This window comes from Halomonas sp. B23F22_20, from assembly GCF_043496985.1.
Classification (GTDB): domain Bacteria; phylum Pseudomonadota; class Gammaproteobacteria; order Pseudomonadales; family Halomonadaceae; genus Halomonas.
On the sequence record NZ_JBIEKH010000005.1, the window covers coordinates 174,508 to 198,032 of the forward strand.

Sequence of the window (23,525 nt, forward strand, 5' to 3'; positions counted from 1 at the left end):
ATGAGTCATGAGACCTTCACCCTGACCCTGGACGGCGTAGAAGTGAGCGCCGCGCCCGGCGATACCCTGTGGCAGGTCGCCCTGCGTGCCGGGGAGACCATTCCTCACCTGTGCTTCAAGGACGCACCCGGCTACCGGGCCGATGGCAACTGCCGGGCCTGCATGGTCGAGATCGAGGGCGAACGGGTGTTGGCGGCCAGCTGCCTGCGTCAGGCCGCGCCGGGCATGGTGGTGTACAGCGCCGGCTCCGAGCGGGCGCGCGCCGCCCGGGAGGGCGTCATGGCGCTGCTGATGGTTGACCAGCCTGCGCGTGAGCAGGGCCCCGACCGTTCCAGCCACTTCTGGGACACCGCCGAGGCGCTGGGGCTCGACGCCGACGCCGTGCGCCGATGGTTGCCGCCGCGCAAGGATCGTTCGGCACCCACCGTGCACCATGTGCCGCTACGCGAGGCCTCACCGATACATGATCGCTCGCACAGCGCCATGGCCGTGAACCTCGACGCCTGCATCGAGTGCAACCTCTGCGTGCGCGCATGTCGCGAGGTGCAGGTCAACGACGTCATCGGGTTGGCCCATCGCGGTGCTGCATCCAAGGTGGTGTTCGACTTCGACGATCCCATGGGCGAGAGCACCTGCGTGGCCTGCGGCGAGTGCGTCCAGGCCTGCCCCACCGGTGCCCTGATGCCGGATACCCTGGTTGACGACAAGGGGCATGGTGACTCTCGCGCGGCCGATCGCCGCGTGGATTCCGTGTGCCCCTACTGCGGCGTAGGCTGTCAGCTGACCTATCAGGTCAAGGACGATGCCATCCTTGCCGTGGAAGGGCGCGATGGCCCCTCCAACCGCAACCGGCTGTGCGTCAAGGGGCGCTTCGGCTTCGACTATCCGCGCCATGCCGCGCGTCTGACCATGCCGCTGATCCGCAAGCCCGGCGTGCCCAAGGCGCTCGATCCGGACTTTGACCCCGCCAACCCGAGCAGCCACTTCCGTGAGGCGAGCTGGGATGAGGCGCTGGAGCTGGCCGCCAAGGGGCTCGTCGACCTCAAGGCCGCCCACGGCCCGGCGGCGCTGGCCGGTTTCGGCAGCGCCAAGTGCACCAACGAGGAGGCCTGGCTGTTCCAGAAGCTGGTGCGCACCGGCTTCGGCTCCAACCACGTCGATCACTGCACCCGGCTGTGCCATGCCAGCTCGGTGGCGGCGCTGATGGAATGCATCGGCTCCGGCGCGGTGACCGCGTCTTTCCTGCAGGCGCTGGAAGCCGACGTGGTGGTGCTGATCGGCTGCAATCCGGCGGTCAATCATCCGGTGGCGGCGACCTTCTTCAAGCAGGCCGCCAAGCAGGGCACTCGGATCGTGATCCTCGACCCGCGCGGCCAGGCCCTGGACGCCTACGCCCACCGCTCGCTGCGCTTCACGCCCGGGGGGGACGTGGCGCTGCTCAATGCCATGCTCAACGTCATCGTGACCGAAGACCTGGTCGACAATGACTACATTGACGCCCACACCGAGGGGTTCGCGGCCCTGGCCGAGCACGTCCGCGAGCTGACGCCCGAGGCCATGGCGCCGAGCTGCGGCGTCGATCCGCAGGCGATTCGCGAGGTGGCCCGCCTCTACGCCACCGCCGAGCGGGCGATGATCTTCTGGGGCATGGGCATCTCCCAGCATGTTCACGGCACCGACAACGCCCGTTGCCTGATCTCGCTGGCGCTGGCCTGTGGCCATACCGGGCGTCCCGGCACCGGCCTGCATCCGCTGCGCGGTCAGAACAACGTCCAGGGCGCTTCCGATGCCGGTCTGATTCCCATGGTGCTGCCCGACTACCAGCCGGTGGGCGATGCCCAGCTACGCGCCGCCTTCGAGGAGCTGTGGAATACGCCGCTGGACGAGACGCCCGGCCTCACCGTGGTCGAGATCATGGATGCTATTCGCGATGGGGTGATCCGAGGCATGTACATCCTCGGTGAGAATCCGGCGATGTCAGACCCGGATCTCGAACATGCTCGGGCGGCCCTGGGTCAGCTCGAGCACCTGGTGGTGCAGGACCTGTTCGTCACCGAGACCGCCCAGTTCGCCGACGTGCTACTGCCGGCCTCGGCCTGGCCGGAGAAGGACGGCACGGTGACCAATACCAACCGCCAGGTACAGCTGGGACGCCAGGCCGTGCCCCTGCCCGGGCAGGCCAGGCCCGACTGGTGGATCATTCAGGAGATCGCCCGACGCTTCGGCCTGGGCTGGAACTACGCCCATCCCCGCGAGGTGTTCGCCGAAATGAAGCATGGCATGGCCTCGCTGGATCACATCACCTGGGAGCGCCTCGAGCGCGAGGGTTCGGTGACCTACCCTTGTCCGGCGGACGATGCACCGGGATGGGACGTGGTGTTCGGCGATGCCTTTCCTACCGCCTCGGGCAAGGCGCGATTCTCGCCGACCGTGCCGCTGCCGCCGGACGAGCCCATCGACGGCGACTACCCCACGGTGTTGACCACCGGGCGACAGCTGGAGCACTGGCATACCGGTGCCATGACCCGGCGCACTCGGGTGCTGGACGACCTCGAGCCGGAAGCCGTGGCCAGCCTGGCGCCGGGAGAGTTACGCCGGTTGAAGCTCGTCCCGGGCGAGCCGGTGACCATCGTCACCCGACGCGGCCGGATCACCCTCAGGACCCGCGTCGACCCGAGCATGACCGAAGGCATGGTGTTCGTGCCGTTCTGCTATGCCGAGGCCGCCGCCAACCTGCTGACCAACCCGGCGCTGGATCCCTATGGCAAGATTCCCGAATTCAAATACGCCGCCTGCCGGCTGAGCCCGGGAGACGGGCCCGCCGGGGTGGTACCTCAATGACACCGCTGAATGGCGAACAACACCGAACCTTCCAGAGGAGGAACATCGCATGATGATCGTCGATTTGATCGATGGGGACGACTTCCGAGATCGCCTGGTGGCGCTGGGTATTCGGATCCCCGAGGGAGCTTGTCCCGAGACCTGCGCGCGCATGGCGCGGCTCAAGCATGTGGAAGTCGGCGTGCCCGGGCTCGTCGAGTTGGTGCACGAGCTGATGGCGCATAGCGACGTGATGTTGCCCTCGGTGCGTCAGGCCATCGAGAGCTTCCTGCTGCCTGACCTGGCGAAAGGTGAGGAGCCCCCCGTCGAGGAGGCTTGAGCGAGAACATGAGGCGCGTTGGATAAGGACCAGCCCCGACCCGACCGCCAGCCAGACGGGGGTGTATCGTGCCAGGGGCGACAAGACAATGGGCCCGCCAGTGGCGGGCCCATTGTGTCCAGAGGCAAAGCGGGTCGAGCAGGCGTGCTCGATCAGCCGTTGGCGAGCTGGAGATTGGGGGCGCTGTGGCCGAGGTTCTCCAGCATGCGTTCGCTGTACCAGTTGACGAAGTCGATGACGCCGTACTCGTAGGTCTCGGAGTAGGGGCCGGGCTCGTAGCTCTTCGAGTTGATGCCGCGCTGGTTTTCCTCGGCCAGGCGCCGGTCCTGGTCGTTGGTGGCGTCCCATACCTTGCGCATCTCGGCGGGGTCGTAGTCGACGCCTTCGACCGCCTCCTTGTGCACCAGCCACTTGGTGGTGACGATCGTCTGCTGAGGGCCTAGCGGCAGGACCCGGAACACGATGGCATGGTCGCCCATGAAGTGGTTCCAGGAGTTGGGTAGGTGCAGGATGCGCAGCGACCCCAAGTCGGCGCTCTGCAGGTTGCCCATCAGCTTCTTGCAGGCCGGCTTGCCGTCCATGGTCATCGACAACGCGCCGTCCAGCAGCGGCGTGCGGGTCAAGCGATTGCGGCGGTCGAGACGCGTCAGCTTGTAGGGCACGCACTGGGCTTCCCAATCGGCCTGCTTGCGCTCGACCAGTGCCTTGTAGGCTGGCGTGGCGCGGGGATCGTCAGTGTCGTCGAACTCCTGCAGGGAATTGAGTAGCTCGGGATGAGCACCGTTGCAGTGGTAGCACTCACGGTTGTTCTCGAGCACCAGCTTCCAGTTGCATTGCTCGACGATGCTGGACTCGACGGCGACCTTGAGATTCGCCATGTCGTAGGGGGTCAGATAGTGCTCCAGCGTCGCGAGGAAGTCATCGATGGCCGGGGGCTCGTCGGCCAGGCTGACGAAGATGTAGCCGCCGCCGGTGCGAACATGAACCGGTTTGAGACCGTGGGAGGAGAGGTCGAAGTCCTTGCCCATGTCGGTGCCGGCGAACAGCAGGCGGCCGTCCAGCTCGTAGGTCCACTGGTGGTAGGGGCAGACCAGCTTGGCGACCTTTCCCTTGTCGGCAACGCACAACCGTGAGCCGCGATGACGGCAGACGTTGTGGAAGGCGTGGACTTCGCCATCGCTGCCGCGCACGATCACCACGGGGTTGTCGCCGACCTCGAGAGTGATGTAGTTGCCCTTGCTGGGAATCTCGCAGGTCATGCCGGCGAACAACCACTCCTTCTCGAAGATCTCCTGCATGTCGAGGGCGAACAGGCGCTCGTCATTGTAGAAGGGCTGAGGCAGCGAGTAGTTCTGCCGGCGGCTGGCCAGCATCTCGGCGGTGGCCGCGCGGGCCGGGGCCAGGGGGTCGTCCAGGCGGGCGGGTGACAGGGGATCCATGTGGGACGTTTCCTCATTGCTGGGCCGCGAGAGCGGCAGCGGGATTATTGGAATACAGCCAAGGTCATAAAGGGCCGCGCCCCGGTGAGCCCCGCGGCGGGTTGAGGCGAGTGTGGAACAGTGCCCGAAGGGGGGGTTGTCTACCGGCGACGTGCGATGATGCAACCGCGACGTGGCGCGGCAGGAAAAAGTCGAGGCGGTGTACCTGTTGGACATGCTTGTGTCGCTAACAGGCAAGTGGAGAGACGCCGGGCTGCGCAGAATTCGACCAACGGCAGGCGGTGGCACCGCGGTCGGAGACCCTCACGCTGCAGCCCCAGGCGACACGAACATGACAATGAACTTCCTCAATCCCGTCACCACCCAGACCTGGACCAACGGGCGCCACCTGGTGCGCTGTGTCAAGGTAATCCAGGAGACCTGGGATACGCGCACCTTCTGCTTCATGGCCGAGCAGCCGGTGATGTTCTTCTTCAAGCCGGGCCAGTTCGTGACCCTGGAGCTGGAGATCGACGGTGAACAGGTGATGCGTTCCTACACCATCTCTAGCTCGCCGTCAGTGCCGTACAGCTTCTCGATCACCGTCAAGCGCATGCCTGGTGGGGTGGTCTCCAACTGGCTGCACGACAACCTCAAGGTCAACGACGAACTGGCCGTGCACGGTCCGGTGGGCAACTTCAACATCATCGACCATGCCGCCGACAAGGTGCTGATGCTCTCCGGCGGGGTCGGCATCACCCCGCTGATGTCGATGGTGCGCTGGCTGTTCGATACCAACGCCGCGGTGGACCTGCAGTTCGTCCACAGTTCTCGCACGCCGAGGGACATCATCTTCCATCGCGAGCTCGAGCATATCTTCTCGCGGATTCCCGAGTTCAAGCTGCATATCGTCTGCGAGCGCAGCGACGAGCTGGGCGAGGCCTGGGCCGGATTCCGCGGCTACCTGAGTCAGGCAATGCTCGAGTTGATGGCGCCCGACTTCATGGACCGTGAAATCTTCTGCTGCGGCCCCACGCCTTACATGCATGCCGTCAAGCGTCTGCTCGAGTCGAACGGCTTCGACATGAGCCGCTACCACGAGGAGTCCTTCGGCGCCACGCCGCTGGATGTGCAGGAAGAGGTCATCGAGCATGTCGAGCAGGCCGAGGCCGAGGCCGAGGAGCTCGACGCCGCCGACTTGATCAGCGTCGAGTTCAGCAGCACTGGCAAGAGCGTGCGCATCCAGCCGGGTGAGACGGTGCACACCGCTGCCGCCAAGCTGGGGCTGCACATTCCCAAGGCCTGCGGTATGGGGATCTGCGGCACCTGCCGGGTGCCACTGACCTCCGGCGAGGTCGAGATGGAGCATAACGGTGGCATCACCGACGAAGACGTCGCCGAAGGCTATATCCTGTCGTGCTGCAGCAAGCCCAAGGGCAACGTGGTGGTGGAATACTGAGCCGCCCGCAAGCCCCGTGCCGGCGGCATGGGGCTCTCTTCTTCCCGGCACCTGCCGGGTGCCACTGACCTCCGGCGAGGTCGAGATGGAGCATAACGGTGGCATCACCGACGAAGACGTCGCCGAAGGCTACATCCTGTCGTGCTGCAGCAAGCCCAAGGGCAACGTGGTGGTGGAATACTGAGACAGACGTGAACGTCGCGGATGCGGATGTCTCTCGACGCGAAGCGCCCCGGGCCATGGCCCGGGGCGCTGGTGTCTGGGGCCTTTCCGGACTCGGGTCTTGGCCAGGCCGGCGATGAAGTCATCACGAGGTTTTTTGGCCGTGGAAGGGTTCATGGCGCCCTCGCGAAGGCTTACCGTCGGAGATCGTGCCGGATATCGCTGAGCATCAAAGTGCCAAGCCCTGATCTCAGCGTTCGACGATGGTGCTGCCGTCGCTGACCCGCTCGCCGGGGTAGCGGATCACCCTCTGGCCTGCCTTGATGCCGTCTCGGATCTCTACCGCCAGGTCGCTGCGCGCGCCGATCGTCACGGTCCGGTGCCGCGCACGGTCGCCGACGTCCAGGTCGAGATCCACGCCGCGCAGGGCGGCTACCTCCACCGCTCCCATGCGGTAGGTCTTGGTCAGTTGCCGGGCCTCGAGGACCGGCGATGAACTGGCAGAGCGAAGCTCTGGAGAGGAAGTCGACATCCGGTCCCTCCCGGTCGAAGTGTGTCGAGCCGGCGTCCGTGGCGACGCCTTATCCCAGTATATGAAGCCGATCGGCTTTTTTGCGGCACGGATATGATTCATGCCTTGCGCGTCGGTCGACCTTTGCGTTCCAGCGCGCCGTGCCGGACACTGGTTGATCCAACCCACCGAGTGATCGATCCCGAGCCATGCGTCACCCTCACGAGGGCGAGCCCCTTTCCGTCGGCTTCGTACTGCTGCGGCGCTTCACCATGATGCCGTTCGCGGCCTTCGTCGACTGCCTGCGCCTGGCCGCCGACGAGGGCGACCGCTCCCGCCAGCTGCGCTGCCACTGGGTGTTCATGACCAGCGGTGGACACGATGCCATGTCCAGCTGCGGCGCCGCGGTCACGCCCTGTTCCCCCTTTCGCGATCCCGGCGAGTTCGATTACATCGTGGTCATCGGCGGCGTTCAGGATGAACACGACGCCGTGGACGAGGCGGCGCTCGCCTACCTCAAGCGCGTGGACTCCGCCGGGGTGCCCCTGGTGGGGGTTTGCACCGGCGTCTTTGCGCTGATCCAGGCCGGGCTGATGAACGGTCGTCACTGCTGCGTCAGCTGGTATCACCATGGCGATCTGACCCAGCGTTTCCCCGACATCGAGCCGGTAGCGGACCGGCTGTTCATCGACGACGGCGACCGGCTGACCTGTGCCGGGGGTATCGCCTCTGCGGACCTGGCGGCCTATCTGGTGGAGCGCCACCTGGGCAAGGCCTGGGCGATGAAGAGCCTGCACATCATGCTCATCGACGAAGCGCGCCAGGGCAGCCATCCTCAGCCGCAGCCGGTGATCTTCGACAAGGTGGCCGATCGCCTGGTGCGCCGCGCCATCGACATCATCGAGCAGCACCTGGGCCAGACGATCTCGGTGGACGAGCTGGCGCGGCGCATCGGCACCTCGCGGCGCAACATCGAGCGCAAGTTTCGCGAGGAGCTGGGGGTCGGCCCCCAGAAGTTTGCTCGAGACCTGCGCCTGCGCTACGGCCTGTGGCTGCTGCACTACACCGCCAAGAGCGTCACCGAGATCGGTGAGCGCTGCGGTTTCGCCGATACCGCCCACTTCTCGCGACACTTCCGCGATGCCTTCGGCACCACGCCCACCGCGATGCGCAAGTCGGCCGGAGAGGGCGCGGCGCCGGTGGACCCCTTCTTCCTGCATGTCGGGTCGCGTTCCCAGGTCACGAGATAGTCGATCATCCCGCGAGCGAAGGGTCGGCGCGATAGCGTCGGCCCTTCATGTCTTTGGGCATAAATACAAAAATTGCCTATAAATAAAATATATAAAAATCAATATCTTATTGGTTTTGTCGCGAATGTCTCGGTAAATTTGTCGCATACGTTCAATCTTTGGGCGTCGGGCTTGGCTATCAATATGTCCCAAGAGGAAACGAACGAGGCCCCGGTGTCTCGTTCGGCGAGGACGGTGTCGTTTTCAGAACGCTCCGAGCGCCGCCTTACCTTAACGTTGTGAAGCCAACCCGAGGGTGACGAGACATGAATGACAACAACCTGACCATGACCGATCCCCAGATCAGCGCCGCCATCGCCGACGAGGTAGCGCGTCAGGAAGCCCATATCGAGCTGATCGCGTCCGAGAACTATGCCAGCCCCCAGGTCATGGCGGCGCAGGGCTCCCAGCTGACCAACAAGTACGCCGAGGGCTATCCGGCCAAGCGCTACTACGGCGGCTGCGAGCACGTCGACGTGGTCGAGAAGCTGGCCATCGAGCGCGCCTGCGCCTTGTTCGGCGCCGACTACGCCAACGTCCAGCCGCACTCCGGCGCCCAGGCCAATGCCGCGGCCTTCATGGCCCTGGTCGCGCCGGGCGACACCGTGCTGGGCATGAGCCTGGCCCACGGCGGTCACCTGACCCACGGCGCGGCGCCGAACTTCTCCGGCAAGTACTATAACGCCGTCCAGTACGGCCTGAACCCGGAGACCGGCGAGATCGACTACGACGAGGTCGAGCGCCTGGCCCGCGAGCATCAGCCCAAGCTGATCATCGCCGGCTTCTCGGCCTATTCTCGGGTCATCAACTGGCGCCGTTTCCGTGATATCGCCGACGCCGTGGGCGCCTGGCTGCTGGTCGACATGGCTCACGTCGCCGGTCTGGTGGCCGCCGGGCACTATCCGAGCCCGCTGCCCCACGCCCACGTGGTCACCACCACCACCCACAAGACCCTGCGCGGACCGCGTGGCGGCCTGATCCTCTCGGCCAGCGGCGACGAGGCGCTGTACAAGAAGCTCAACGGCGCGGTCTTCCCGGGTCAGCAGGGCGGCCCGCTGATGCACGTCATCGCCGCCAAGGCGGTGGCCTTCCGCGAGGCCATGAGCCAGGACTTCGTGCGCTACCAGGCCCAGGTCATCGATAACGCCCGGGCCATGGCCAGCGTCTTCGTCGAGCGCGATTACGACGTGGTATCCGGCGGCACCGACGATCACCTTTTCCTGGTCTCGCTGATCAAGCAGGGCGTGACCGGCAAGGATGCGGACGCCGCCCTGGGCCGCGCCCATGTCACGGTCAACAAGAATGCCGTGCCCAACGATCCGCAGAGCCCGTTCGTGACCTCCGGGCTGCGCCTCGGCACCCCGGCAGTGACCACCCGCGGCTTCGGCCAGGCCGACTGCGAGGCCCTGGCCGGCTGGATCTGCGACATCCTCGACGTCCTGGCCAAGGGTGACGACACCGCCGCCATCGAGGACGAAGTGCGTGGCAAGGTGGCCGAACTGTGCGCCCGCCATCCCGTCTATGCCCAGGCCGCTGCAGAGCAGGCCGATACCGCCACCGCGTGAGCCCGTCCCCGCCGGCGCGCCGGCGGGGCCCTTGAGGAGTAGATCCCTATGCAACGTTATTCAGGCTTCGGGCTGGTCAAGCACGCGCTGAGCCATCACGAGAACTGGCAGCGTCAGTGGCGCAATCCCACGCCCAAGAAAGCCTACGATGTGATCATCGTCGGCGGCGGCGGCCACGGCCTGGCCACCGCCTACTACCTGGCCAAGGAGCACGGCATCAAGAACGTCGCCGTGATCGAGAAGGGCTGGCTGGGCGGCGGCAATACCGCGCGTAACACCACCATCGTGCGCTCCAACTATCTGTGGGACGAGGCCGCGGCGCTCTACGAGCACTCCATGAAGCTGTGGGAGGGCCTGTCCCAGGATCTCAACTACAACGTCATGTTCTCGCAGCGTGGGGTGCTCAACCTGGGCCACACCCTGCAGGACATGCGCGACATCCAGCGCCGGGTCAACGCCAACCGGCTGAACGGCATCGACGGCGAGGTGCTGGATGCCAAGGGCGTCCAGGAGCTGGTGCCGATCATGGACTGCTCCAAGAATGCCCGCTATCCGGTGATGGGCGCCTCCTGGCAGCCGCGCGCCGGGGTGGCCCGCCACGACGCCGTAGCCTGGGGCTTCGCCCGCGGCGCCGACGCCCATGGCGTGGACATCCTGCAGCAGACCGAGGTCACCGGCTTCAAGATCCGTGACGGCCAGGTGCTGGGTGTGCACACCAACCGCGGCGACATCGAGGCCAAGACCATCGGCTGCGTGGCCGCCGGTAACTCCGGCGTGCTGGCCAAGATGGCCGGGATCAAGCTGCCGCTGGAATCGCACCCGCTGCAGGCGCTGGTCTCCGAGCCGCTCAAGCCGGTGCTCGACACCGTGGTGATGTCCAACCACGTGCACGGCTACATCAGCCAGTCCGACAAGGGCGATCTGGTCATCGGCGCCGGCATCGACGGCTACAACGGCTATGGCCAGCGTGGCAGCTACCCCACCGTGGAGCACACCCTGCAGGCCATCGTCGAGATGTTCCCGATCTTCTCGCGAGTGCGCATGAACCGGCAGTGGGGCGGCATCGTCGACACTTGCCCGGACGCCTGTCCGATCCTCTCCAAGACCAAGGTGAAGGGGCTGTACTTCAACTGCGGTTGGGGCACCGGCGGCTTCAAGGCGACCCCGGGCTCGGCCCACGTGTTCGCCGCCAGCCTGGCCAAGGGCGAGATGCACCCGATCGCCGCGCCGTTCTCCATCGACCGCTTCAATACCGGGGCGCTGGTCGATGAGCATGGCGCCGCCGGCGTCGCGCACTGATCTACCGCAGAGGAGAGTCGACATGTTCTATATCCATTGCCCCTACTGCGGCGAATACCGCGAGGAAGAGGAATTCCATCCCAAGGGCCAGGCGCACATCGCCCGCCCCGAGGACCCGGACGCCTGCAGCGACGAGGAGTGGGGCGACTACCTGTTCTTCCGCGACAACCCTCGTGGCATCCACCACGAGCTGTGGGTGCACGCCGTGGGCTGCCGCAAGTTCTTCAACGTCACTCGCAACACCGTGACCTACGAGATCCTCGAGACTTACAAGATGGGGGAGCAGCCGACGTTCACCGCGGGTGGTGGCGAAGGGCACCCCGAGGGCCGGCCGTCTGCCGACGCCGCCGACCAGGCACCGCTTCGTGAAGGAGTCCGCGCATGAGCCAGCCCAGGACACAAGAGAACCGTCTCGCTCGGGGCGGTCGCATCGACCGCTCGCGCAAGCTGAGCTTCACCTTCAACGGCAATACGTATCAGGGCCATGCGGGCGACACCCTGGCCTCGGCGCTGCTCGCCAACGGCGTCGATATCGTCAACCGCAGCTTCAAGTATTCCCGCCCGCGCGGCATTGTCGCCGCTGGGGCCGAGGAACCCAATGCGGTGGTCCAGCTGGGCAAGGCCGAGGCCGCCCAGGTGCCCAACGTGCGCGCCACACAGCAAGCGCTGTATGACGGCCTCGAGGCGCGCAGCACCAACGGCTGGCCCAACGTCCAGCGCGACTTGATGGGTCTGGTCGGCAAGCTGGGCGGTCAGTTCATGCCGCCGGGCTTCTACTACAAGACCTTCATGGCCCCGGCCTCGATGTGGATGACCTACGAGAAATATATCCGCAAGAGCGCTGGCCTGGGTCGTAGCCCCATGGAGAACGACCCGGACATCTACGATCACCTCCATCAGCACTGCGACGTGCTGGTGATCGGTGCCGGCCCGGCTGGCCTGGCCGCGGCGCTGGCCGCGGCAAACAGCGGTGCGCGGGTCATCCTGGCCGACGAGCAGGAGGAGATGGGCGGCTCGCTGCTCGACACCCGCGAGCTGCTCGACGACAAGCCGGCCGAGCAATGGGTCGCCGAGACCCTCGAGGCGTTGGCCGGCATGGACAACGTGACGCTGCTGGCCCGCACCACCGCCAACGGTTATCACGACCATAACTTCGTGACGCTGCACGAGCGGCGCACCGAGCATCTGGCCGACATCGCGCCGCTCAAGGACGGCCGTCGCCAGGTCCGCTCGCGCCTGCATCGCGTGCGCGCAGGCCGCGTCGTGCTGGCCACTGGTGCCCACGAGCGCCCGCTGGTCTATGGCAACAACGATGTGCCGGGCAACCTGCTGGCCGGCGCGATCTCCACCTATATCCGCCGCTACGGTGTGGTGCCGGGGCAGAAGCTGGTGCTTTCCACCAGCAACGATCACGCCTACCGCGCCGCCCTGGACTGGGTCGAGGCCGGCCGCGAGGTGGTCGCCATCGCCGACGCTCGGGCCAACCCGGACGGCGAGCTGGTCGAACAGGCCCGTGCCAAGGGCATTCGTATCATCGCCGGCTCCGCGGTCGTCGAGGCCAAGGGCGATTCCCGGGTCAACGGCGCTCGGGTAGCGAAGATCGACGCCGAAGGCTTCCGGGTCGTCGGCAGCGCCGAGAGCCTGGCCTGCGACACCATCGCCAGCTCCGGCGGCTACAGCCCGGTCATCCACCTGGCCTCCCACACCGGCAGCCGGCCCACCTGGCGTGACGACCTGCTGTGCTTCGTGCCCAATACGGTTAACGGCGTTGCCGTCGCCGGCGGGGCCCAGGCCGTCTACGCCACCGCCGAGGTGCTGGCCGACGGCATCAAAGCCGGCGCCCGTGCCGCCGAGGAGAGCGGTTTCGCGGCCGGCGAGGTGCGTCTGCCGAGCGTCGCCGAGCGTCGCGACGGTGCGCCCTGCGCGCTCTACCAGGTGCCCCACGAGAAGCCGACCCTGCGGGCGCCCAAGCAGTTCGTCGACCTGCAGAACGACGTCACCGCGGCGGGCATCGAGCTGGCTACCCGCGAGGGCTTCGAGTCCATCGAGCACGTCAAGCGCTACACCGCCATGGGCTTCGGCACCGATCAGGGCAAGCTCGGCAACATCAACGGCATGGCCATCGCCGCGCGCTGCCTGGGTCGTTCGATCCCCGAGGTGGGCACCACGGTGTTCCGTCCCAACTACACGCCGGTGACCTTCGGTGCCATCGTTGGCCGCCACTGCCGCGAGCTGTTCGATGCCGAGCGCTACACCGCCATGCACCAGTGGCACGTGGAGCAGGGCGCCGAGTTCGAGGACGTGGGTCAGTGGAAGCGTCCCTGGTACTTCCCGCGCAAGGTCAACGGCAAGACCGAGACCATGCACGAGGCGGTGGCCCGCGAGTGCCTGGCGGTGCGCGAGGCGGTGGGCATCCTCGATGCCTCGACGCTGGGCAAGATCGACATCCAGGGCCCGGACGCGCGGGAGTTCCTGGGTCGCGTTTACACCAACAAGTGGGCCAAGCTGGCGCCCGGCCGCGTGCGCTACGGGCTGATGTGCAAGGACGACGGCATGGTGTTCGACGACGGCACCACCAGCTGCCTCGGCGAGAACCACTTCCTGATGACCACCACGTCCGGCGGTGCCGCCACGGTGCTGGAGTGGCTGGAAATCTGGCACCAGACCGAATGGCCGGAGCTCGAGGTCTACTTCAACTCGGTGACCGACCACTGGGCGACCATGACCGTCACCGGGCCCGAGGCGCGCAAGCTGATGGCCGAGGTCACCGACATCGACCTCGACCGCGACGCCTTCAAGTTCATGGATTGGAAGGAGGGCAAGGTGGCCGGCGTGCCGGCGCGGGTGTTCCGCATCTCCTTCACCGGCGAGCTGGCCTACGAGATCAATGTCCAGGCCAATTACGCCTTGCACGTCTGGGAGACGCTGTTCGCCCACGGCGACAAGTACGGCCTGACGCCCTATGGCACCGAGACCATGCACGTGCTGCGCGCCGAGAAGGGGTTCATCATCGCGGGCCAGGACACCGACGGGTCGGTGACCCCGGAGGACCTGGGCATGCAGTGGGCGATCGGCTACGACAAGCCGTTCCCGTGGATCGGCAAGCGGGCCCTGTCGCGCCCCGATACCTCGCGTACCGACCGCAAGCAGCTGGTGGGTCTCAAGCCCAAGGATGCCAAGGTGGTGCTGGAAGAGGGCGCCCAGATCGTCCTCGATCCGAACCACGCCATCCCCATGCCGATGGTCGGGCACGTGACCTCCAGCTACTACAGCCCGACCCTCGATTCGGGCTTCGCCCTGGCGGTGGTCAAGGGCGGTCAGCAGAAGATGGGCGAGACCGTCTATCTGCCCATGGCCGACGGCCAGGTCCATGAGGCCGAAATCGTCAGCACCATCTTCCTCGACCCCAAGGGAGAGCGTCAGAATGTCTAACGTCGCAACCTTCGATACCCGCACCGAGACCAAGATCCCGGTGGAATCGCCGCTGGCCTATTCCTATCGTCGCTCGGGGGCTCCGGCCCCCTCCGCCAAGAGCCGGGTGGTGCTGCGCGAGCGCCCCTTCCTCGGTCATCTGGTGCTGCGTGGCGGCGCCATCGTCCTCGACGAGGCGGTCCGCGAGGTGCTTGGCGTCTCGCTGCCCGGCGAGCCCCAGGGCCTGGTGCATGACGCCGAGGGCCAGCGCTCCGTCCAGTGGATCTCCCCGGACGAGTGGCTGGTGATTGTGCCCGGCGGCGAGGAGTTCGAGCTGGAGAACCGGCTGCGGGCGGCGCTGGGCGGGGCCCACTTCGCCATCAGCAACGTCGGCGGGGGGCAGACCCTGGTCGAGCTCGAGGGCGAGGCCGCCCGGGAGCTGCTGATGAAGTCGGTGATCTACGACGTCCATCCGAGCCACTTCCCGGTGGGCAAGGGGGTGACCACGGTGTTCGCCAAGGCCACGGTGATCCTGCGTCGGCCCAGCGAAGACCGCTGGGAGCTGGTGGTCCGTCGCAGCTTCGCCGACTACACCTACCGCTGGCTGCTGGATGCCGGGGAGGAGTACGCCATCGGCGTCGAACGCTGATTCCGGCTGCCCCACATCGTATGACCAGATCAGGCCGGGGCTTGCCCCGGCCTGCGTCGTCAGGAGATTTCGCCATGAACCCGATGAACCGTAGCGCCGATACCCGCGCCGATACCTGGATTCTCACCGCCCAATGCCCGAGCCGGCTGGGCACCGTCGATGTGGTCACGCGCTTCCTCAAGGAGCAGCGTTGCTATATCACCGAGCAGCAGTCCTTCGATGATCGACACGCCGAGCGCTTCTGCATCCGCACTGAGTTCCGGCCGCTGGATGCCGACTTCGACGCCGAGGCCTTCCAGGCCAGCTTCGCGTCCCGGGCCGAGGCGTTCGAGATGAACTTCGAGCTGACCGCTCCGGGCACCCGCCTGCCGGTGGTCATCATGGTCTCCAAGGCCGATCATTGCCTGAACGATCTGCTGTATCGCTACCGCACTGGTCAGCTGCCGATCGAGATCTGCGCGGTGGTCTCCAACCATCCCGACCTCCAGCCGCTGGCCGACTGGCATGGACTGCCCTATTACCATTTCCCGATCACCCCGGAGACCAAGGCCGAGCAGGAGGCCCAGGTGTGGCGGGTGGTCGAGGAGACCGGCGCAGAGCTGGTGATCCTGGCCCGCTACATGCAAGTGCTCTCGAGCGAAATGTGCGAGCGCCTCGCCGGCCGGGCAATCAACATCCACCATTCGTTGCTGCCCGGTTTCAAGGGCGCCAAGCCCTACCATCAGGCCTTCGAGAAGGGGGTCAAGCTGGTCGGGGCAACGGCCCACTATATCAACGACGACCTCGACGAGGGGCCGATCATTACCCAGGGCGTCGAGCCGGTCGGCCACGCTGATGACCCCGAGGACCTGGTGGCCAAGGGGCGCGATATCGAGTGTCTGACACTGGCTAGAGCTGTCGGCTACCACGTGGCACGGCGAGTGTTCCTGCACGGCCGCCGCACGGTGGTGTTCTCGCGCTGAGAGGAAGTCACACGGCGGGATATCGAGTGTCGCTCTCACGCTGCAGCTAGAGCAGTGGGCTACCACGTGGCACGGCGAGTGTTCCTGCACGGCCGCCGCACGGTGGTGTTCTCGCGCTGAGAGGAAGCCGCACGGTGGTGTTCTCGAGTTGATAGGAAGCAACACGGCGGCACATCGAGTGCCGCTGTCTCGCTGCATCGAGAGCGGTTGGCTACCACGTGGCGCGGCGAGTGTTCCTGCACGGCCGTCGCACGGTGGTGTACACGCGCTTGTTTACAAACTGTAACGTGATGGCCGTGAACCCCGGTCGCGTGAGGTCGTCTCAGGGAGGCATCATCTAGCGTGCACCACAACGATTTCCGGAGGTATTCATGCAACGCATCACCGCCCTGTTCTCTGCCGCCCTGCTCAGCGTCGGGCTGATGGGCTCCATGGCCCACGCCCAGGAAAACGCCGACGGCGCTGCTGATCAGGCTTCGGCCGAGACTCAGGCCCCGGCCCAGAACTTCTCCGACGCTCAGCTGCAGAAGTTCGCCGATGCCTCCAAGGAGATCGCCGTGATCTCTCAGGACTACACCAAGCAGTTGCAGGAGGCCGAGGGCGAGGAAGCTCAGCAGCAGGTCCGCCAGGAGGCCAATGACAAGATGGTCGAGGCGGTCCAGAGCAGCGGCCTCGAGGTGGATACCTTCAATGCCATCGGCCAAGCGATCCAGCAGGATCCCGAGCTGATGCAGCGTGTTCAGGAAATGGCCCAGGCGTCCAGTGAGTCAGCTTCCTGATAACCGTCGCAAGACGTGACTCGTATGATGGAAGGCCACCCTCCGGGGTGGCCTTCCTGCGTTCGGCAGGCTTTACAGCGCCTTCGGGCGCTTTCAGACTTGGAGCATCGCCGATCCCCCCCGAACGGGATGCGAGCGTTCCGCTTCCCGCGGCTTTGCAAGGATGGCGAGCGCATTCGGTCATCAGGCGAGGCGCCGCGTTGAAGCAGGGCGGCGATGTGGCGATTAGAGTGGCAACGAGGCGTGTCGGCCCGAGGGGCCGACGGAGTTCTACCGTCAACCTCTGAGACAGGACACTAGGCCATGGACGTGGAACTGCTGGAGATTCGTCAGCACCTGGGGCGCTTTCCACCCTTCGATACGCTCTCCGACGAGCTGCTTGACGAGGTGGCCAGCCAGGTGGAGGTCGCCTACTTCAAGGCCGGCACCGACATCCTGACGCTGGACCAGGAACTGCACGAGCTGTGCTACATCCGCAGCGGTGCCGTGGAGGTCTATCGGCGCGGTGGCGAGCTCTACAATCGCCGGGGCGAGGGCGAGATCTTCGGCCAGTTCAGCCTGCTGCGGAACCACCGGGTGCGCTATCCGGTGCGGGCCATGGAAGACAGCCTCATTTATTTCATCCCCGAGGCGGTCTTCCAGCATCTCTGTCAGGCCGATGAGGACTTCGCCGACTTCGTCGAGCTGCAGCGGCCGCGCCTCGAGAGCGCGGTGGAAGAACACAAGAAGAACAACGACATGATGATCACCCGGGTGCGCAAGCTGGTCACCCGCTACCCGGTGATGGTCGAGGCCTCGACCACCGTTCAGGAGGCCGCCCGCCAGATCACCGACTATCAGGCCTCGGCGGTGCTGGTGCTGGATGCCCCGGGGGACAATCCACGCTACACCTTCCGCGACAGCGAAGATCGCGCCTGGCAACTGCGCGGCATCCTTACCGACAGCGATTTCCGCACCCGAGTGGTCGCCGAGGGGCGTTCGCCGGACACACCGGTCGGCGAGGTGGTCGGCGACCGGGTGATCGCCGTGCAGTCCGACGAGTCGGTACAGGAAGCGATGCTGGTCATGCTGCGCCACAACATCCACCACCTGCCGGTCATGTACCGTCGCCGGCCGGTCGGCATCGTGCATCTCTCGGACATCATCCGCTACGAGACCCAGAGCAGCCTCTATCTGGTCAGCAACATTTATCACCAGCCCAGCGCCGAGGGCCTGGCGCGTCTCGCCCCGGACGTCAGCGCCGCCTTCGTGCGCCTGGTCGAGGAGGGCGCCGATTCGCGCATGGTGGGCAGCGCCCTGTCGACCATCGCGCGCAGCTTCACGCGCCGCCTGCTGGAACTCGCCGAGGAAAGCCTGGGACCGCCGCCGGTGCCCTACTGCTTCATGGCGCTGGGCTCGATGGCCCGCAACGAGCAGTCCGTGGTCACCGACCAGGACAACGCCCTGGTGCTCTCCGACGACTTCGTCCCCGAGCAGCACGATGCCTACTTCCGCGACCTGGCCAGCTTCGTCTGCCATGGCCTGGATGCCTGCGGTTATCCCCTCTGCAAGGGCGACATCATGGCCACCAACGACCGCTGGCGGCAGCCGCTGGCGGTATGGAAGCGCTATTTCACCGAGTGGATCGAGCAACCCAATCCCGAGCGGCTGCTGCACAGCTCGATCTTCTTCGACCTCGACCCGGTGTTCGGCGAGAACGTGCTGGTCGAGCAACTCCAGGACCTGGTGGCCCAGCATGCCGCCCGCCATCCGCTGTTCCTTGCCGCCATGGCGCGCAATGCCCTCAATCGAACGCCGCCGCTGGGCTTCTTCCGCACCTTCGTGATGGAGAAGGACGGCAAGCACAACAATTCCATCAACCTCAAGCGACGCGGCACGGCGCCGATGGTCGACCTGATCCGTGTGCACGCCCTGGCCTGCGGCTCGAACGCCCAGAACAGCTTCGACCGACTCGACGACATCGACCGCACCCAGCTCCTCGCTCCCGGGGTCAGCGACCGCCTGCGGTACGCGCTGGAATTCCTGTCGATGTCGCGGATCCGTCACCAGGTCATCGATATCCAGCACGACCAGGCGCCGGACAACAACATCGAGCCAGAAAACGTCTCTAGCAGCGAGCGTCAGCACCTCAAGGACGCTTTCCAGTCGCTGAGCCACGCCCAGAAGTTCCTCAAGTTCCGTTATCCCATGCCATCGAGGGCCAAATGAGAGCATCAGGATGCTGATTCGCCCGCGCAGGACGCAAATCCCCGACTGGACGAGCTATCTGGCGAACCGGGCCGGCCGGGCACGGGACCGGCGCCTGGCGCGTTTTTTCGCCGCCGGCGTGCCGGCGCCCGAGACGCCCATCGCCGAGGCGCCGCTGATGGCGCTTGATATGGAGACCACCGGGCTCGACGCGCGGCGCAATTCCATCGTCAGCATCGGGCTGGTGCCCTTCACCCTGGGGCGCATCGATCTGACCGGGCGACGCTACTGGGTCGTGCGGCCGCGTCGCCCGCTGGATGCCAAGTCGGTGACCTTTCATCACATCACTCACGCCGATATCGCCGAGGCTTCCGAGCTCGACGACATCCTCGAGGACCTGTTCGATGCCCTGGCCGGGCGCCTGGCGGTGGTGCACTACCGCCATATTGAGCGGCCCTTCCTTGACGTGGCTGTCAAGGCGCGGTTGGGGGAGGGCGTGATGTTCCCCGCCATCGACACCATGTCGCTGGAAGCGCGCATCCACCGCCAGTCGATGCTGGCGCGCTTCAAGCGCTGGATCGGCCGGCCGCCGGCCTCCATTCGGCTCTACGACAGCCGTGCCCGCTATGGACTGCCGCCCTACCAAGGCCATCATGCGCTCACCGATGCGCTGGCCACCGCCGAGCTGCTGCAGGCCCAGATCGCCTACCACTACCGCCCCGAGACGCCGGTGGGCACGATCTGGAGCTGATCAATAGTCGATGCCGCGGCGTGCCTCGAGGCCCGCATTGAAGGCGTGCCGAACTTCCTGCATCTCGGTGACGGTGTCGGCCATGGCCTGCAGCTCGCGGTGGGCGTTGCGCCCGGTGATGATCACCGTCTGCTCGACGGGGCGATGTTCCAGTGCGTGCTTGACCGTGGCAATGTCCAAGTAGCCGAACTTGAGCATGTAGGTGATCTCGTCGAGCACCACCAAATAGACCTCGGGATCGGCGAGCATGCGCTCGGCCTCGGCCCATACCTCGCGACAGGCCTCGGTATCGCTCTCGCGGTTCTGGGTCTCCCAGGTAAAGCCGGTGGCCATGATCGCCACCTCCAGGTTCGGGTCTTGCTCGAGACGCGCGCGCTCGCCGCATTCCCACTGGCCCTTGATGAACTGCACCACCCCGACCCGGTATCCGTAGCCCAGGGCGCGCGTCACGGTGCCCCAGGCGGCGGTGGTCTTGCCCTTGCCGTTGCCGGTGAATACCAGCAGCTGGCCACGCCGCTCGGTGGCAGCGGCGACCTTGTCGTCGACGTGGGACTTGAGGGTCTGCATGGCTCGGCGGTGGCGTTCGTCGCGATCGCTCATCTCGGCTCCTGTTGGTGTCGGGGGCAAGGGAAGGCAGCCTACCCCAGTCGATGGACGACGTCAGCTGCCCAGTCGGCGCGCCTCCATGCGGGCCAGGAAGACCGCCATGATGCGCTCGAAGAGCGCCGGCCCCAGCACCGCGTCCTCGATGCCGGCATCGATGTTGGGGTTGTCGTTGACTTCGATGACCAGCGCACGATCGCCGATCTGCTTGAGGTCGACGCCGTACAGGCCGTTGCCGATCAATCGAGTGGCGCGCAATGCCGCCCGCACCACGGGTGCCGGGACGTCATCGGGTGAGTGGGTGGTGAAACCGCCGCTCCTGACTCGGCCGCCGGCGTGGTCGTAGATCTGCCAGTGGCCGCGCGCCATGTAGTAACGGCTGGCGAACAGCACCTGGCCATCGAGCACGCCGACGCGCCAGTCGAACTCGGTGGGCAGCCACTCCTGGAGCAGCAGCAGGGCCGAGTCGGCGAACAGCCGGTTGGCCTCATGGATCAGCGCCTCACCGGAGGCGATCTTCACCACGCCGCGTGAAAAGGCTCCGTCGGGAATCTTGAGCACCCGAGGGAAGGTGAGCGCCTCGGCCAGGCGAGCGATGCCCTCGCGATCACCGCGACGCAGCAGCATGCCGTCTGGCGCGGGAACGCCTCGGGCGCGCAGCAGGGCATGCAGATAGACCTTGTTGGTGCATCGCAGGATATCGTCCGGGGCGTCGATGACCACCAGCCCCTCGTGCTCGGCTCGACGGGCCATGCGCCAGGTATGGTGGTTGAGGGCCGTGGTCTCGCGAATGAACAGGCCGTCGAACTCGGCCAGGCGGGCGGTATCGCGTCGGGTGATCAACGAGGCATCGATGCCGAGTCGCCGTCCGGCGCGAATGAAGGCCTTGAGGGCGCCGCGGTTGCTGGGAGGAAGCGTTTCCTCGGGGTTGACCAGGATCGCGAGGTCAAAGCGGTAGCGTCGACGCGCGAGCGGCGATCGCCACACCTGCCGAGAGTGGCGGTTCAGGGCCGTGGCGAACAGGTCCTGCTCGGCGTCGTTCAGGTCACGCAGGCGGCAGGGACGCACGCGCTCCACGCGCCACTGTGCCTGGCGATGCACCAGGCGTAGCGTCAGCAGCGGGCAGGGCAGCCGCTCGAACAGCCGGCGGGCCAGTGGCGCCAAGGCGGGGTCCAGGCACTCGCCGAACAGGATGCGCACGTCGTGGCTGTCGCCGGCCAGCCGGCCGTCGCGGGACAGGTCCGCCAGCAGCGGCGCCAGCGGTGCCAGGGCCAGGTCGATGGTGGCCTTGCGCGTCAGGGCGTTGAGGGTCTCGACGTCGGGCTGGACTCGTTGCCCACGGGCCTGGGCCAGCAGCGATACGTAGTAACCGGTGCCCAGGTAGTCCAGGTCGCCGCACAGGTTGATCACGCGAGTGCCCCGCTCTCCGCTGGGACGGCCCGGCGCGCCGTCCAGGGCGAGAAAGTCGTCCGCGACCATCAAATCATCGCTAGGGAAGTAGGGCAGCCAGTCGTCGCGGTGGTCGACGACGATTCTCAGTACGCTCATGGGCGGGGCACCAGTGGATGGCGACGGGCTCAGCATGCGCCTGAGCCACGATCCATACAAGCTGGAACATGCGTGAAAAGATTTCATTGAAAAGGCCGCTGACAGCGGTCCTCTGCCTGGCCAGAATCCGTGGCAGGACCACTGAACGATACTGACCATGACCGTTTTCCTGCGCCCCGTGGTGTCTCGCGATCTGGCCGACCTCTATCGCCTCGAGCAGGTGGCCTTCAGCGGCGACCGCTTCAGCCGCCGCCAGCTCTGGCACCTGCTCAACCGCGCCAATGCCTTGACCCTGGTGGCCGAGGGGGAAGATGGGCGACTGATCGGCTATGGCACCCTGCTGTTTCGCTACGGCAGCGGCCGAGCCCGACTCTATTCATTCTGCGTGCATCCCGAGGCGCGCGGGAGCGGCCTTGGTCGTCGGATGCTCGAGTGGCTGGAGGCCGCGGCCCGGGAACGAAGCTGCGACTGGCTGGTGCTCGAGGTGCGTGCCGATAATCAGGCGGCCCTGGCGCTTTACCGGCGCATGGGCTTTGCGCCCAGTGACTGGCTGGATGATTACTACGAGGATGGCTGTGCGGCCTGGCGCATGGGCAAGGCGCTGGCGCTGGCTCGGGCAGGTTAGTCGGGTCGTGCGACAGCCGCGGTTGAGTGGCGGATGCCTAGGCGTGACCGGCTGCCGGGCATAGAATGGCGCCTTCGTTCATCACCGGGATACTGTTCATGCCTTCCTTCGACATCGTCTCCGAATTCGACAAGCACGAGGCCAGCAACGCCGTTGACCAGGCCAATCGCGAGCTGCAGAGCCGCTTCGACTTCAAGGGCGTCACGGCTTCCTTTGCGCTCGACGGCGAGACGGTCACCCTCGAGGCCGAGGTCGACTTTCAGCTGCGCCAGATGCTCGACATGCTGCGCAACAAGCTGATCGGCCGGGGTATCGATCCGCGCTGCCTGGAGATCGACGACCCCGAGCTCTCCGGTGTACGCGCCCGCCAGGCGGTGCGTCTGAAGCAGGGCCTGGAGCAGAAGGAAGCCAAGGACATCGTCAAACGCATCAAAGACACCAAGCTCAAGGTGCAGGCCCAGATCCAGGGAGAGAAGGTTAGGGTCACCGGCAAGAAGCGCGATGATCTGCAGAAGATCATGGCGCTGCTCAAGGGCGAGGACGGCCCCGACTTGGCACTGCAATTCGACAACTTCCGCGATTGAGGTCGTTTCACCATAGCCCGTCGCTGATATCGCCATTGATGATGGCGATTGGCAGGCGGTAGTGGCTTGGGCTTCAATATAGATACGCCGTTGCCGCCAAAGGAGTGAGCGCACGATGTCCCATGCGCGCCGAATCGCCTACCTGACCCTCGCCGGAATGAGTTTTGCCCTCGGGGTGATCGGTGCCTTCCTGCCGCTGATGCCCACCACCTGCTTCATGCTGGTGGCGGTGTGGGCCGCCTCCAAGGGGTCGCCGCGCTTCGCAGGCTGGATCCGCTCGCATCCGCGTTTCGGTCCCGCCGTGATGGCCTGGGAGGAAGAGCGGGCGATTCCACGCCATGCCAAGTGGTTGGCCGGCTGTATGCTGCTGGTATCGATGCTGATTCTGGCCCTTACCGTCGGTGCGCTGTGGCTCAAGGTCGCGCTGATTAGCGTCCTGACGCTGGTCGGCGCCTGGATCCTGACGCGGCCGGAGCCGGTCGCCGACTCCTGATCGGGTATTGCTTTGAGGTCGGGGCTGGGAGGGCCGTACAATGGCCGGCAACCTTCACAGGAGCCATCCT

The 23,525-nt window shown here is 66.0% G+C and carries 21 protein-coding genes; 17 read left to right on the top strand and 4 right to left on the bottom strand.

The window, feature by feature from the left end:
- Together fdhF and ACGTN6_RS05535 are read left to right on the top strand one after the other, a co-directional pair.
- On the top strand, positions 1–2,841 hold the full coding sequence (fdhF, locus tag ACGTN6_RS05530; RefSeq protein ID WP_394590295.1) for a formate dehydrogenase subunit alpha: 2,841 nt from the start codon (positions 1–3) through the stop codon (positions 2,839–2,841).
- A 49-nt stretch (positions 2,842–2,890) separates the two neighbouring features.
- Positions 2,891–3,160 (top strand): hypothetical protein, encoded by a 270-nt coding sequence (locus ACGTN6_RS05535; RefSeq protein WP_394590296.1) that lies wholly within the window; start codon positions 2,891–2,893, stop codon positions 3,158–3,160.
- Positions 3,161–3,312: 152 nt separating this feature from the next.
- Here the strand turns inward: ACGTN6_RS05535 and ACGTN6_RS05540 are convergent, their stop codons facing one another.
- Entirely contained in the window at positions 3,313–4,599 is a 1,287-nt protein-coding gene (locus tag ACGTN6_RS05540) for an aromatic ring-hydroxylating oxygenase subunit alpha (RefSeq protein WP_394590297.1), read from the bottom strand.
- A gap of 331 nt (positions 4,600–4,930) precedes the next feature.
- On the opposite strand from ACGTN6_RS05540, the gene ACGTN6_RS05545 reads away from it, so the two are divergent.
- Positions 4,931–6,037 (top strand): FAD-binding oxidoreductase, encoded by a 1,107-nt coding sequence (locus tag ACGTN6_RS05545; RefSeq protein WP_394590298.1) that lies wholly within the window; start codon positions 4,931–4,933, stop codon positions 6,035–6,037.
- A 58-nt stretch (positions 6,038–6,095) separates the two neighbouring features.
- Positions 6,096–6,221, top strand: coding sequence for a 2Fe-2S iron-sulfur cluster-binding protein (locus ACGTN6_RS05550; RefSeq protein WP_394590299.1), 126 nt, complete (start codon positions 6,096–6,098; stop codon positions 6,219–6,221).
- Positions 6,222–6,449: 228 nt separating this feature from the next.
- On the opposite strand, the gene ACGTN6_RS05555 is transcribed toward ACGTN6_RS05550, so the two are convergent.
- Complete coding sequence (locus ACGTN6_RS05555) at positions 6,450–6,731, bottom strand: hypothetical protein (RefSeq protein ID WP_394590300.1); 282 nt, start codon at positions 6,729–6,731, stop codon at positions 6,450–6,452.
- A 188-nt stretch (positions 6,732–6,919) separates the two neighbouring features.
- Here ACGTN6_RS05555 and ACGTN6_RS05560 point away from each other — a divergent pair, with 188 nt between their 5' ends.
- From ACGTN6_RS05560 to ACGTN6_RS05605, 10 genes are all read left to right on the top strand, one after another.
- Positions 6,920–7,960 carry a GlxA family transcriptional regulator gene (locus tag ACGTN6_RS05560; RefSeq protein ID WP_394590301.1) on the top strand — a complete coding sequence of 347 codons (1,041 nt, stop codon included), beginning with the start codon at positions 6,920–6,922 and terminating at the stop codon, positions 7,958–7,960.
- A 305-nt stretch (positions 7,961–8,265) separates the two neighbouring features.
- Positions 8,266–9,564 (top strand): serine hydroxymethyltransferase, encoded by a 1,299-nt coding sequence (glyA, locus tag ACGTN6_RS05565; RefSeq protein ID WP_394590302.1) that lies wholly within the window; start codon positions 8,266–8,268, stop codon positions 9,562–9,564.
- Positions 9,565–9,612: 48 nt separating this feature from the next.
- A complete protein-coding gene (locus ACGTN6_RS05570; RefSeq protein WP_183389250.1) occupies positions 9,613–10,863 on the top strand; it encodes a sarcosine oxidase subunit beta family protein in 1,251 nt (416 codons plus the stop codon).
- 22 nt (positions 10,864–10,885) lie between these two features.
- Positions 10,886–11,248 carry a sarcosine oxidase subunit delta gene (locus ACGTN6_RS05575; RefSeq protein ID WP_394590303.1) on the top strand — a complete coding sequence of 121 codons (363 nt, stop codon included), beginning with the start codon at positions 10,886–10,888 and terminating at the stop codon, positions 11,246–11,248.
- Positions 11,245–14,295 (top strand): sarcosine oxidase subunit alpha family protein, encoded by a 3,051-nt coding sequence (locus ACGTN6_RS05580; protein ID WP_394590304.1) that lies wholly within the window; start codon positions 11,245–11,247, stop codon positions 14,293–14,295. The genes ACGTN6_RS05575 and ACGTN6_RS05580 overlap by 4 nt, the downstream gene beginning before the upstream one ends.
- The gene (locus tag ACGTN6_RS05585; protein WP_394590306.1) at positions 14,288–14,923 is read left to right on the top strand and encodes a sarcosine oxidase subunit gamma; all 636 of its coding nucleotides are present in this window, start codon (positions 14,288–14,290) and stop codon (positions 14,921–14,923) included. The genes ACGTN6_RS05580 and ACGTN6_RS05585 overlap by 8 nt, the downstream gene beginning before the upstream one ends.
- 74 nt (positions 14,924–14,997) lie before the next feature.
- A complete protein-coding gene (gene purU, locus ACGTN6_RS05590; protein WP_444875040.1) occupies positions 14,998–15,885 on the top strand; it encodes a formyltetrahydrofolate deformylase in 888 nt (295 codons plus the stop codon).
- A 371-nt stretch (positions 15,886–16,256) separates the two neighbouring features.
- Positions 16,257–16,664, top strand: coding sequence for a DUF4168 domain-containing protein (locus ACGTN6_RS05595; protein WP_394590307.1), 408 nt, complete (start codon positions 16,257–16,259; stop codon positions 16,662–16,664).
- Between the two features lie 303 nt (positions 16,665–16,967).
- Positions 16,968–18,872, top strand: a complete 1,905-nt coding sequence (locus ACGTN6_RS05600) for a DUF294 nucleotidyltransferase-like domain-containing protein (protein WP_394590308.1) — start codon at positions 16,968–16,970, stop codon at positions 18,870–18,872.
- Between the two features lie 10 nt (positions 18,873–18,882).
- Complete coding sequence (locus ACGTN6_RS05605) at positions 18,883–19,602, top strand: 3'-5' exonuclease (protein ID WP_394590309.1); 720 nt, start codon at positions 18,883–18,885, stop codon at positions 19,600–19,602.
- On the opposite strand, the gene cobO is transcribed toward ACGTN6_RS05605, so the two are convergent.
- On the bottom strand, positions 19,603–20,202 hold the full coding sequence (gene cobO / locus ACGTN6_RS05610) for a cob(I)yrinic acid a,c-diamide adenosyltransferase (protein WP_394590310.1): 600 nt from the start codon (positions 20,200–20,202) through the stop codon (positions 19,603–19,605).
- A 60-nt stretch (positions 20,203–20,262) separates the two neighbouring features.
- Positions 20,263–21,753, bottom strand: coding sequence for a RimK family protein (locus tag ACGTN6_RS05615; protein WP_394590312.1), 1,491 nt, complete (start codon positions 21,751–21,753; stop codon positions 20,263–20,265).
- Between the two features lie 157 nt (positions 21,754–21,910).
- On the opposite strand from ACGTN6_RS05615, the gene ACGTN6_RS05620 reads away from it, so the two are divergent.
- From ACGTN6_RS05620 to ACGTN6_RS05630, 3 genes are all read left to right on the top strand, one after another.
- The gene (locus ACGTN6_RS05620; RefSeq protein WP_394590313.1) at positions 21,911–22,378 is read left to right on the top strand and encodes a GNAT family N-acetyltransferase; all 468 of its coding nucleotides are present in this window, start codon (positions 21,911–21,913) and stop codon (positions 22,376–22,378) included.
- A gap of 98 nt (positions 22,379–22,476) precedes the next feature.
- Complete coding sequence (locus ACGTN6_RS05625; protein WP_394590314.1) at positions 22,477–22,962, top strand: YajQ family cyclic di-GMP-binding protein; 486 nt, start codon at positions 22,477–22,479, stop codon at positions 22,960–22,962.
- A 115-nt stretch (positions 22,963–23,077) separates the two neighbouring features.
- Positions 23,078–23,455, top strand: coding sequence for a YbaN family protein (locus tag ACGTN6_RS05630; protein ID WP_394590316.1), 378 nt, complete (start codon positions 23,078–23,080; stop codon positions 23,453–23,455).
- Positions 23,456–23,525 lie beyond the last annotated feature (70 nt).

Excerpts from the sequence above, each read along its gene's own strand:
- ACGTN6_RS05570 (WP_183389250.1), top strand. The coding sequence starts at position 9,613 with ATGCAACGTTATTCAGGCTTCGGGCTGGTCAAGCACGCGCTGAGCCAT.
- cobO (WP_394590310.1), bottom strand. The coding sequence starts at position 20,202 with ATGAGCGATCGCGACGAACGCCACCGCCGAGCCATGCAGACCCTCAAG.
- ACGTN6_RS05555 (WP_394590300.1), bottom strand. The coding sequence starts at position 6,731 with ATGTCGACTTCCTCTCCAGAGCTTCGCTCTGCCAGTTCATCGCCGGTC.
- ACGTN6_RS05595 (WP_394590307.1), top strand. The coding sequence starts at position 16,257 with ATGCAACGCATCACCGCCCTGTTCTCTGCCGCCCTGCTCAGCGTCGGG.
- ACGTN6_RS05600 (WP_394590308.1), top strand. The coding sequence starts at position 16,968 with ATGGACGTGGAACTGCTGGAGATTCGTCAGCACCTGGGGCGCTTTCCA.
- ACGTN6_RS05620 (WP_394590313.1), top strand. The coding sequence starts at position 21,911 with ATGACCGTTTTCCTGCGCCCCGTGGTGTCTCGCGATCTGGCCGACCTC.
- glyA (WP_394590302.1), top strand. The coding sequence starts at position 8,266 with ATGAATGACAACAACCTGACCATGACCGATCCCCAGATCAGCGCCGCC.
- ACGTN6_RS05585 (WP_394590306.1), top strand. The coding sequence starts at position 14,288 with ATGTCTAACGTCGCAACCTTCGATACCCGCACCGAGACCAAGATCCCG.
- ACGTN6_RS05540 (WP_394590297.1), bottom strand. The coding sequence starts at position 4,599 with ATGGATCCCCTGTCACCCGCCCGCCTGGACGACCCCCTGGCCCCGGCC.
- ACGTN6_RS05580 (WP_394590304.1), top strand. The coding sequence starts at position 11,245 with ATGAGCCAGCCCAGGACACAAGAGAACCGTCTCGCTCGGGGCGGTCGC.
- ACGTN6_RS05545 (WP_394590298.1), top strand. The coding sequence starts at position 4,931 with ATGACAATGAACTTCCTCAATCCCGTCACCACCCAGACCTGGACCAAC.
- ACGTN6_RS05605 (WP_394590309.1), top strand. The coding sequence starts at position 18,883 with ATGCTGATTCGCCCGCGCAGGACGCAAATCCCCGACTGGACGAGCTAT.
- ACGTN6_RS05630 (WP_394590316.1), top strand. The coding sequence starts at position 23,078 with ATGTCCCATGCGCGCCGAATCGCCTACCTGACCCTCGCCGGAATGAGT.
- ACGTN6_RS05535 (WP_394590296.1), top strand. The coding sequence starts at position 2,891 with ATGATGATCGTCGATTTGATCGATGGGGACGACTTCCGAGATCGCCTG.
- ACGTN6_RS05575 (WP_394590303.1), top strand. The coding sequence starts at position 10,886 with ATGTTCTATATCCATTGCCCCTACTGCGGCGAATACCGCGAGGAAGAG.
- ACGTN6_RS05615 (WP_394590312.1), bottom strand. The coding sequence starts at position 21,753 with ATGAGCGTACTGAGAATCGTCGTCGACCACCGCGACGACTGGCTGCCC.
- fdhF (WP_394590295.1), top strand. The coding sequence starts at position 1 with ATGAGTCATGAGACCTTCACCCTGACCCTGGACGGCGTAGAAGTGAGC.
- ACGTN6_RS05625 (WP_394590314.1), top strand. The coding sequence starts at position 22,477 with ATGCCTTCCTTCGACATCGTCTCCGAATTCGACAAGCACGAGGCCAGC.
- ACGTN6_RS05560 (WP_394590301.1), top strand. The coding sequence starts at position 6,920 with ATGCGTCACCCTCACGAGGGCGAGCCCCTTTCCGTCGGCTTCGTACTG.
- purU (WP_444875040.1), top strand. The coding sequence starts at position 14,998 with ATGAACCCGATGAACCGTAGCGCCGATACCCGCGCCGATACCTGGATT.